General features: G+C 38.8%; 7 protein-coding genes and 1 pseudogene. 5 read left to right on the forward strand and 3 right to left on the reverse strand.

All coding sequences use genetic code 11. The features are described 5' to 3' along the window. Positions 1–250: 250 nt before the first annotated feature. Positions 251–1,495 (reverse strand): serine hydrolase domain-containing protein, encoded by a 1,245-nt coding sequence (locus tag ACIQ0C_RS20970; protein ID WP_403063515.1) that lies wholly within the window; start codon positions 1,493–1,495, stop codon positions 251–253. An 824-nt stretch (positions 1,496–2,319) separates the two neighbouring features. Between ACIQ0C_RS20970 and ACIQ0C_RS20975 the strand changes: the two genes are divergently transcribed. Continuing rightward, positions 2,320–3,540 (forward strand): macrolide family glycosyltransferase, encoded by a 1,221-nt coding sequence (locus ACIQ0C_RS20975; RefSeq protein ID WP_403063518.1) that lies wholly within the window; start codon positions 2,320–2,322, stop codon positions 3,538–3,540. A 495-nt stretch (positions 3,541–4,035) separates the two neighbouring features. After that, a pseudogene (locus ACIQ0C_RS20980) lies at positions 4,036–5,252 on the forward strand (IS110 family RNA-guided transposase). Positions 5,253–5,890: 638 nt separating this feature from the next. Here the strand turns inward: ACIQ0C_RS20980 and ACIQ0C_RS20990 are convergent. Further along, positions 5,891–6,802 carry a DMT family transporter gene (locus ACIQ0C_RS20990; RefSeq protein ID WP_403063524.1) on the reverse strand — a complete coding sequence of 304 codons (912 nt, stop codon included), beginning with the start codon at positions 6,800–6,802 and terminating at the stop codon, positions 5,891–5,893. Between the two features lie 158 nt (positions 6,803–6,960). Here ACIQ0C_RS20990 and ACIQ0C_RS20995 point away from each other — a divergent pair, with 158 nt between their 5' ends. Then, the gene (locus ACIQ0C_RS20995) at positions 6,961–8,394 is read left to right on the forward strand and encodes an aminotransferase-like domain-containing protein (RefSeq protein ID WP_403063527.1); all 1,434 of its coding nucleotides are present in this window, start codon (positions 6,961–6,963) and stop codon (positions 8,392–8,394) included. 164 nt (positions 8,395–8,558) lie between these two features. On the opposite strand, the gene ACIQ0C_RS21000 is transcribed toward ACIQ0C_RS20995, so the two are convergent. Continuing rightward, positions 8,559–9,149, reverse strand: a complete 591-nt coding sequence (locus ACIQ0C_RS21000) for a GNAT family N-acetyltransferase (RefSeq protein WP_402844029.1) — start codon at positions 9,147–9,149, stop codon at positions 8,559–8,561. Positions 9,150–9,323: 174 nt separating this feature from the next. Between ACIQ0C_RS21000 and ACIQ0C_RS21005 the strand changes: the two genes are divergently transcribed. Together ACIQ0C_RS21005 and ACIQ0C_RS21010 are read left to right on the forward strand one after the other, a co-directional pair. Beyond that, positions 9,324–9,746, forward strand: a complete 423-nt coding sequence (locus ACIQ0C_RS21005; protein ID WP_403063530.1) for an Lrp/AsnC family transcriptional regulator — start codon at positions 9,324–9,326, stop codon at positions 9,744–9,746. 438 nt (positions 9,747–10,184) lie between these two features. Continuing rightward, positions 10,185–10,729: IS110 family RNA-guided transposase (locus tag ACIQ0C_RS21010; RefSeq protein WP_403063533.1), on the forward strand; the 545-nt coding region annotated here is incomplete at its 3' end.

Here is a 10,729-nt window from a genome sequence, read left to right on the forward strand (position 1 = left end):
ATTAAAAGGCCCTTCTCATAATCGAGAGGGGCTTTTTTGTTTTATAAAGGTAAAACAAAATTTAGGTCTAACCTTCTTAACTAATGTAGATTTGAAACAAAGTTTGATCAAATTAATCCAAGAAACCTTGATAAATGAATAAATAGAAAGAGCATGTTTTAAAGGCAACTTTCGCTTCCAATCGGCCGCCAGGGAACTGACCGTTGGGTGTCGTGGGTTGAGGGCGGGCGTACCAAGCGCGGGCTCGGTGTCAGTCTTCGATTGCCTGGTAGACCATGGTCCAGAAGTCGTGGATAAGCCGCGCTGAATCCGGGGTGGACATCCCGACCTGGGTGAACAGGATTCCGGTGAGCTGTTTGTCCGGGTCGGCGTACGTCGTGGTGCCGGTTCCACCGTCCCAGCCGAACTGGCCGATGGACGCGTAGTCACCACGGTAGGTGCGCACCGCCATCCCGAAGCCCCAGCCGCCGTGCTGCCCTTGCCCGTGCGACAAATGGACGTTGTTTTTGGCCAGGGCGTCTCGGGCGGCTAGTTGCTCGGGCGTGAGGCGGTTGGTGGTCATCAGCTGGACGGCGGGCCGGGACAGGATCCGTTCGGTCCCGTGCATCCCTTGGTTCAGCAGCATCCGTAAATACGCGTGATAGTCGTCAACGGTTGAGAGCAGCCCACCGCCGCCTGCTTGGAACGCTGGAGGTCGGCTGTAGCGTCCGCCTGCGGCCTCGTCCCACACGATGAACTCTCCGGTCTGCGGATCGGGGTTGAAGGCGGGCGGCAGCCGGTCAATCTTGTTGGCGGGCACGTAGAAACCAGTGTCCTTCATCCCCAGCGGATCAAGGATGCGTTCGCGCAGGAACGTCTCGAACGTCTGACTCGTGACTCTGGCGACGAGCACGCCGAGCACTTCGTTGCTGACGTGGTATTGCCACCGCTCTCCGGGCTGGTAGCTCAGCGGGAGTGTGCCCAGGCGACGCATCCACTCATCCGGCTCGGGCAACTCCGCCCCTGGCGTGTCGTATATCCCACTCTCGAAGATCGCGTTCTGGATCGGGGAGTCCATCAACGTAATATCCACTCCGAGCCCGAACGTGGAGGTCAACAAGTCCCGTACGGTGATCGGCCGCCGTGCCGGCACGGTGTCGTCCAGCGGGCCGTCGGCCCGTTTCAGCACCTGCCGGTCGGCGAGTTCGGGCAGCCACGTATCTACTGGGTCGTCCAGATGCAGCTTGCACTCGTCGAGCAGGATCATCACCGACGCGACCGCGAGCGGCTTGGAAGTGGACGCCAACCGGAAGATCGTGTCCCGGCGCATCGGCGCGCCACCGTCATGGCGCATCGTGCCGATCGCTTCGACGTGCGTCTCACCGTACCGGCTGACCAGTGCGACGAGCCCAGGAATCTTCCCGGACTCGACATGCCGTGCCAGCACGTCGCGCATTCTGCGTAGCCCTGTTTCGGATAAGCCAGTGTTGCTTTGTCCCGTTGTAATCTTTTTCATTTGGTTTCCCTCTCTTTACTTTTTTATCAGCCCTATTGTTCTACAAATTCTCTTTTGTTATCAATGCTTGAAAAGCGTGTTCGATGCATCAAAGAGACTGAATATTGGCAATCAAAAGATGACTCACATCCTGTTCTGGGTGATCAGAATCGAGAAATGTCCTGCACTTAGCATAGAGCCATATGTTCATCGGACGTTTATTCTCGGTTTCATCAAATTCAAAGTCACCGTTATTCCGTAAGTAATCTTCTTTGACAACTGTTGTCTTGCCCGCCCCATTGGAGCCGAGCAGCGAAAATACTGCCCTTATCCATTTAAGATCCCACCTTCACATTACCTAATTATGTATATTCTAGAAGTAAATACAAATTCCTTCTTAACTATCCTGCCCCTATAGTTCCATAAGGGATTTGCTGTACCCCAGAACGAAAAATTCTTTTTGCTATGAATTTTAGAGAAAAGTATCATTTATTTCGTTAAGGATTACTCTTTTTTTTTGTGTGAAATTGGGACAACGACCAAATATAGATAAAAACTTAAAATGTTTGTTATAATATAAACTAAATACAATAAAGTTTGTCTTTTATGGTGTTTCGCTCTGTTTCAAAATGCGTCGTTGGCGAAGTTTAAAGTTAGATATATTAAATGGATATACTTTGATTGAAATAGAAGTATTACCGGCCATATGCTCCTAAACGTAAAGATGAGTTCAACACTTAGTTCTGATGATTCTGAATGTTATGAATATCATGTTAGTCATAGACAGATCTTTAATCACTTTTAATAAAAAAACATACCAAACTATATTTACTGGAGGGAAAGTAATGGCAAAAGCGCTTTATATTAGTAGCTTTGGAGAAGGACATGTAAATCCAACGCTAGGATTAGTAAATGATTTAGTGAAACGTGGGGAACATATTGTCTATTATTCATCCAATGACTTTGAGAAGAAAATTAAAAAAACAGGTGCTGAGTTTCGCCCTGTTGACCAAGGGGCACAGAGAAAACTTCAAGAAAGTAGTAATCTTCTACACTCCCAGCCGCGAGAATATTTGCTACAATTTCTGAGTGCATTGGAAATGATGACAGATACTATTTTAGATGAAATTTCAAAAGAAACTTATGATTATATTTTATACGATGCACAATCGTTAACAGGAAAATGGATTGCACATCAAAGTAAGTTATTATCTATTGTCACTTGGACCACGTTTGCATTTTTACAAGATCCAAAATCAAACATGGAACTTACAGGGACGAGTGATATGAAACGGAAACAAGAGAGTTTGGCCATGCTACGAGCATTTTTGGGATTGGAAGAAATAGAAAAATGTAAAAAACACTTAGAAAAGAAATATGAAGTTCCGTTACCTGAAAATTTCTTGCTCTGTTCTGGCTCTGGGGATCTGAATATCGTCTTTACTTCTTCTTATTTTCAAAGAAATAGCCATGATTTCAAGGGTAATTATATTTTTGTCGGCCCTTCAATTATGGATAGTAAGAATCTAGGTGATTTTCCAATTGATACATTAAAAGAAAAGCGTGTAATTTTCATTTCTATGGGGACCATTCTAAACAAACAATTTGATCTTTATCAAAAATGCTTCACAGCTTTAAAAGATTTGGATGTTAAAGTGGTACTTAATATAGGGCGGAAATTAACTGTAGAACAGCTGGGAAATGTACCAGACAACTTTATTATTCGTAATTATGTTCCTCAATTGGACGTACTTCGTCAAACGGATGTCTTTATAAGCCATTGTGGCATGAATAGTACAAGCGAATCACTTTATTTCGAAGTGCCCTTAGTTATGCTTCCAATGACGAATGATCAACCTACAATTGCCCAGCGAGTAAAAGAACTTGGAGCAGGAGTTATATTAGATATTCAGCAACTAACAGTTGAAAATCTAAAACAAGCCGTTAGTGAAGTTTTCCAAAATCCGATTTATAAGGAAAATGCGAAAAAAATTAGTCAATCATTCCGTGATGCAGGCGGGTATGTCAAAGCAGCTGACGAAGTTTTCAAATTCACTCGTTCATAAAAGGACCTTTTCTGAAGTTCGGCTAATCCTGTCACCAATATAAGTGTCCCTAAGAAAAACATATCTTCGGCATTAACTCGGTTTCAGTTATTAGACTATAACTTGTAGAACAATAACAACTATTGCTAAGATAACTCTAACTATTTTCAAAAAAATATTTCCCCCTAGTAAGTTCTGTACAATTTCTTATTAATCCTACCAATTAACACTTTTTCATTTGTGCGAAAAATGGAATTTCCTTCTGCAACTATCCTGCCCCGTTAGCCATCCATGAATCGCAAAGAATGAAAATGTATTGAGTGCGTCCATAATGATTCTAAGGCTGGGAGAGGAAGGCCGATGAACTATGGGATTAGAGCCCAGCCGATTCTGACTCCAACGACCACGGTGCACCACAATCTGTCGCTCCCTTACAGGAAGCACTTATGGTAGATTAATCCTAATTCTGATTGTTGCACTAGCCTCCAATTTTCAAGCCTAGAAAGGAAGATTTCAATGGATGTAATCATTGAAAAAGCATGTGGTTTGGATGTCCATAAGGACAGTATCACTGCTTGCATTATGAAAACAGAAGGAAAGGAGATTCAAACGTTTTCTACAAAGACTGTTTTTTATTAAAGTTATTGGACTGGATTAAGGAAAATAATTGTACTCACGTAGCGATGGAAAGCACCAGTGTTTATTGGAAACCTATTGTTAACTTGTTAGAATCCGAAGGAATTGAGTTTTTAGTTGTAAATGCTCAACACATGAAGGCTCTTCCGGGACGTAAAACGGATGTTAAAGATGCCGAATGGATAGCCCAACTTCTTCGTCATGGATTACTAAAAGCAAGTTTTTTTCCAGATCGGAATCAACGAGAACTGCGGGAACTTGTACGCTATCGCCGAAGTATTATAGAAGAAAGAGCCAGACAACATAATCGGATTCAAAAGGGTTTAGAAGGAGCCAATATCAAACTCGGCTCTGTTGTTTCTGATACTATGGGCGTTTCATCGAAGGATATGCTCCTAGCCATTGCGAATGGTGAAGACGATCCTGAAAAACTAGCAAACTTCGCTTGTCGTACAATGAAGCGAAAAAAAGAAGAACTAGAATTAGCACTCAAAGGATATGTAAACCCACACCAACGATTAATGTTGAAAACCATTTTGACTCACATTGATTTTTTAAGTGAACAAATTGAAATGTTGGATCAAGAGATAGCTCGAAGAGTAAGCTCTTATCAGGACGATATAGAACGACTTGATTCAATACCTGGTATCGCCACAAGAATGGCTGAGCAAATCTTAGCTGAAATTGGTACGGACGTTGGAAACCAATTCCCGACTGCCGCACATTTATGTTCATGGGCAGCCTTGGTCCCTGGACACAATGAAAGCGCAGGTAAAAGGAAATCTAGTAGATCTAAAAAGAGAAATAAGTATTTAAGATCCGCATTAACAGAAGCAGCTCAATCAGTAAGAGGGTCAAAAAACTATCTCGGTGCACTGCATAGACGCACAGCCGGACGAAAAGGAAAGAAAAAGGCAGCAATTGTAGTTGCCCATGCGATGTTGCGAATCGCATATTACCTTCTAACCCGAAAAGAAATGTATGTTGACTTAGGCGAAGATTACTTTGATAAACAAAGACAAGTATCAAATGTACGGCATTCGGTTCGAAGACTAGAAAACTTAGGTTATAATGTGACAATTACCGAAGCATCCTAATCCAATTTTCGTATCTATAAACACCTTGATCAGGCGCTCTCCTCTTTTTTAAAAATGAATGAGCTGCGTCTACTTAATTATTGCCATTTTTCGGATCTCACAGAAGTTAATTTTCATGGTAGTTCTATAAGGAATAGCAGTTTAATGGTATCGAAACCAAACAAACCATCCTTTTCCCTTTAGGCGTTACCAATATCAACAATACGTTAATTTAAATTTGCTCTTAAGTTAAAGTCCTTATTTCTTAGAATATAGTTATAGTCAACTTCTTCTTCCACGACCGTTTCTGGATAGTAACGTGAAATAACTTTTTCATTAGATATATCTTTTGGAACTCGTAAATATCGTGAATACAATTCAGTACCTGATTCGAGTTTTTCATCAAATAAATTAAAACAATCTATCGATTCAACAAATTTCCATTCAACCATTTCATCATATGGATTTAAGTAATCAATTAGCAAGCTGCCTAAAGACAGCTCGGATCTTAAGCTAACGTACCTGTTAGTTCAAGAGGTTGATTTTTTATCTTGAATGGTTTTGTGTGAAAATCCAGTTAAAACAGTGGTGAAAGGGGTTATCTCTAAAGTTATAGTCTCAAGCCCTATATCGTATGACTTTCTGGACTCAATAATGAATTATCCTTCTATTTTTATATTTCGTTTTACTCTTTTCAGTAATTTATCTCCTTGGATATGAATGAATAAAACTCCAAATAGCGTTATGATTCCTCCTATAGCAGAAAGGGTAGTCGGCACCTCTCCAAGCCAAACCCAAGCAATCACAAATGTAAGAGCTGGTGTTAGGTAAAGGGAGCTCGTTGCCTCTGAAGCTCCTACTCGAGATGTAACAAATGCTAATGCAAGATAAAGAATAACCGTAGGAAAGAGACCTAAGTACAAAATGCTAAGGGTAGATTCTATAGGGGAACTTATTATTTCCTGACCTAGTCCTGGGAGATAGAAAAGCATAAAAAATGTACCTGCCCAAATCGTATAGGTAGTAAAAGCAAGAAATCCATACTTTATTAAATAACGCTTTTGAAAAACGAAGTATAAACTTTCTGAAAAGGATGCTAAGAGAATAAACAAAATTGTAGTGTTAAATTCAAAATGATCTCCTGTTCCAAACGATATCAAGATAACTCCCAGAAAACTTATAATAGATCCAATCCACCTTATAAATCCAAAGCGTTCACGCATAAACCAAACGGCTAATAGAGCAGAAAAAATAGGAGTCATAGATACAATTAGGCTTGCAGTACCAGCACTAACCGTTTTCTCTCCAACGTTTAAAGCTGTATGATAAACCGTGAAACCTAAAAATCCTAACAATAAAATAGCTGGAATATCCTTTAATTCAGGTAAACGTATACGAGTGAGTATAGCAATTACTACGAGAGCTATAGAACCAACTAGTAATCGAAAAAGGGCAAGATGTTCAGGTGTATAGGATTCTAATCCAACCCGAATACCAGGAAAAGCTGAAGCCCATAGAAAAATCGCAAGACCATAGGCGACAATAACATTAAAACCCCATTTTTTTGCCATTTGAACACATCCTTAGAATAAGGAACCAACCAATATTATTTCTGGTTCCGATTATTTCTAATATTAATCAGTATTTGATAAAATGTCCTCAACCAGTTGGGTAATTTTTAACCCAACCACTTTGGATTAAAAATAGAATGTAAAGGGGTTTTATATGAGTGAAACCAAATAAACAATATCCGAAATATCAACAAATTGTGGATTATATTAAAGAGAAAATTGCAAATGGGGAATGGTCAATTGGAAGCAAAATTCCAAGCCAGCGTATATTAGCTAAGAGATTTGAAGTAAATCGGAGCACTGTCATCACTGCTTTAGAAGAATTAATGGCTGATGGGTTAATTGAGGGTAAGATGGGAATGGGAACAGTCGTAGTTAATAATACTTGGACATTAATAGCCACAAATCCTCCCCCTGATTGGAACGAACATGTCAAATCAGGATTACACAAACCGAGTCAAGCAACAGTTCAAGAGATTAATCAAACCGAATCAAACACAAACTTTATTCAGCTTAGTAAAGGAGAACTTTCCAAAGATCTATTTCCTTTAGAAACAATGAAGCTCGTTATGGGGAAAGTATCTGACAAAATGGAACCTTTCGGGTATGAAGACCCAAAAGGGTTCCTCCCCTTACGAGAAGCATTAACTGCTTATTTAAAAGCATTGGGGATTAATGCCTCTCCTTCTTCCATTTTAATTGTTTCAGGAGCCTTGCAGGCTTTGCAACTAATTTCAGTTGGTCTTTTACAAAGAGGATCAACCGTTTTACTTGAAAAACCTTCTTATCTTTATTCTCTACATGTTTTTCAATCAGCTGGGATGAAGCTTACAGGTTTACCGATGGACGAACAAGGTCTCTTGCCAAACACTGTTTTCACTTCAAAAAAACAACAGGGTAAAGTGATTTTATATTCCATTCCTAGTTTTCATAATCCAACAGGGATATTAATGTCAGAAAAACGCCGTCAAGAACTTCTTGAAGTATGTGAAAAAGAACAGCTTCCAATGATTGAAGATGATGTTTATCGAGAATTATGGATTGATGAAACACCTCCACTTCCTTTAAAGGCAAAGGATAAGAATGGACATATTTTGTATCTTGGCAGTTTGTCTAAAACGTTGAGTCCTGGTTTAAGAATCGGTTGGATTGTTGGTCCGGAACCTGTGATTGAACGATTATCCGATATAAAAATGCAAACCGACTACGGTTCTAGTTCGTTATCTCAAAGGGTTGCAGCTGAATGGTTATCAAGTGGTCTATATCAACATCACCTTGAAGATGTAAAAGAACAACTAAAAATACGGAGGGCAGTTGTTTTGGATGTTTTAGAAACTCATTTAAAAGATATAACAACATGGAATGTACCGAAGGGAGGATTTTTTATTTGGCTAAAAATTCTACCTAAACTATCCATGAAAGATCTTTATGTAAAAGCATTATCTGAGGGTATACTTCTTAATCCAGGTAATATTTATGGTCAAGAATCGGACCGTTATCTACGTATATCCTATGCGTATGCCTCATTAACAGATCTTAAAAAGGGAATACATGAAATTAGTCAAATCATTCGTGAATTAGCAAAGAGTTAATAAAAATCCTCATCCAAAAGAGAATTGGTTGAGGATTTTTGTCACCCTATCTTTTCTTGCTGCTGTACTAGGTATGGGTGAATGGGAACATAAAACTAATTCCATAAGATTTATCAATAAAAGTAGAAATAATAACCAATGGGAAATAAAAAGTGTTAACTTACTTATTCAAATTCGCTGAAGAATTTCTTTTTAATATCATTCCACTCCTCTTGGATAATACTAAAATAAACATCGTCTCTTTTATTTCCATTTTGATCTATGTAATTGCTACGAAAGATCCCTTCTTGCTTAGCTCCAAGTTTTAGAATTGCTTTCTGAGACCTAATATTGTCTATATCTGCACTAAATTGAACTCTGTTAAAGTTCATATTTTCAAAAGCATATTTTAATAATTCATATTTACAAGCTTTGTTTATTCCTGTTCCCTGAAATTTTGTCCCATACCAAGTCCAACCTATTTCTAATCTCTTATTATGAAAATTTATATTCCCAAGTCTTGTGCTACCTACAATTTTTTTTGTTTCTTTATCAATAATAATAAATGGATATGACTTTCCCTCTAACTTTTCATTTAAAGTTGAATGTATATACTCATCTAACTCCTCTTCTGTACGAATAAATAAACCCATGTATGTCCATAGAGACTCATCAAAAGCAACCTCTTTTAGAGGTTCTTTATACTCTAAGGTAAAAGGAACAAGTAATACTTTTGAATTTTCTAAAATAATATCATTCTGAAAAAAACTATTCACTATTAAATCACTTCCTAAAGGTATTTTATTCCAATATAGAATACTAAACACTATTTTATATTACATATTGTGTTAAATACATAGATATATTAATCTTATTTTGTTAATTACTTTATTATTTATTTTAATTTCACAATTTTTCTTAAAAATATAATGTCAAAGGAAGATGCTGCCTTGGATGATATTGATCAAAGTATTTTAATTCTACTTCAAGAAAATGCTCGAATATCTATGACAGAACTAGGAAAAAAAGTTAGACTTTCAACTCCTGCTGTAAATGAAAGGGTAAAAAAGCTTGAGGATAAAGGGGTAATAAAAGGATATAGAGCTATTATCGATACTGAAAAGCTAAATAAAAGTGTAACTGCCTTTATTTTATTTGATACGAAACAAGGAAAATCATTTAGGGATTTCTGTAAAAAAGATCATAACGTAGTTGAATGTCATCGATTAGCAGGACAGTTTAGTTATTTAGTAAAAATCGTAACGGAATCAGTTCAATCGCTTGAAGAATTTATTGATTCTTCATTAGCTTATGGAGAACCTTCTACGTTAATTAAATTATCTTCGGTGGTAGAATATAGACCTTTTAGTTAAAGTTTAATGAAATTGTAAAAGGGTTCCGCCAATATTTTTGATGTAAAGCCTAGACATTAAAAAGCCGAGTTTTCTCCTTAAAGTAGGAAAACTCGGCTTAATTGATGTCGAATAATGCTTAGCGTATGTTTTCCGCGTTTTGCTACCGGGACCCCTTAAAGAACTAACGCACCCGTTAGCCATCCATGAAGCGCAAAAATCAGCGCTTCACCACAGAGAATGAAAATGGTTCAGAACGGTCAATACTGATTCTACGGCTGGGAGAGGAAGGTCGATGAACTATGGTGCGTTAGAGCCCATCCGTTAGTCTGACTCCAACGACCAAGGTGCACCACTGACTGTCGCTCCCTTACGGGAAGCACACATGGTAGATTAATCCTATTCTGGTTTTTGCACCAGCCTCCAATTGTATTGAGAGCCGTAGAAAGGATGTTTTCAATGGAAGTAGTCATTGAAAGAGCATGTGGTATGGATGTCCATAAGGACAATATTACTGCATGTATTATGACACCAGAAGGAAAGGAGATTCAAACGTTTTCAACAAAAACTGTTTTTCTAATACAGTTAGTGGATTGGATTAAAAAGAATAACTGTACTCATGTTGCCATGGAGAGTACCAGTGTATATTGGAAACCTATTGTTAATTTATTAGAAGCTGAAGAGATTGAGTTTTTAGTTGTGAATGCTCAACATATGAAAGCAGTGCCAGGGCGTAAAACAGATGTTAAAGATGCAGAATGGATTGCCAAACTTCTTCGTCATGGACTTCTAAAAGCTAGTTACATTCCAGATCGAAATCAACGGGAACTACGTGAATTAGTTCGGTACCGTAGAAGTATCATTGAAGAACGTGCTAGACAACATAATCGAATCCAAAAAGTGTTAGAGGGCGCAAATATTAAGCTAGGCTCTGTCGTTTCAGACGTTATGGGTGTTTCGGCTCGAGACATGCTTAACGCAATTGCCGAAGGTGAAGAAGATCC

Source organism: Peribacillus sp. NPDC096448, from assembly GCF_044762675.1.
GTDB classification, from domain to species: domain Bacteria; phylum Bacillota; class Bacilli; order Bacillales; family DSM-1321; genus Peribacillus; species Peribacillus frigoritolerans_B.

Coding starts and splice junctions, on each gene's coding strand:
- ACIQ0C_RS20970 (WP_403063515.1), bottom strand. CDS start 1,495: ATGAAAAAGATTACAACGGGACAAAGCAACACTGGCTTATCCGAAACA.
- ACIQ0C_RS20975 (WP_403063518.1), top strand. CDS start 2,320: ATGGCAAAAGCGCTTTATATTAGTAGCTTTGGAGAAGGACATGTAAAT.
- ACIQ0C_RS20990 (WP_403063524.1), bottom strand. CDS start 6,802: ATGGCAAAAAAATGGGGTTTTAATGTTATTGTCGCCTATGGTCTTGCG.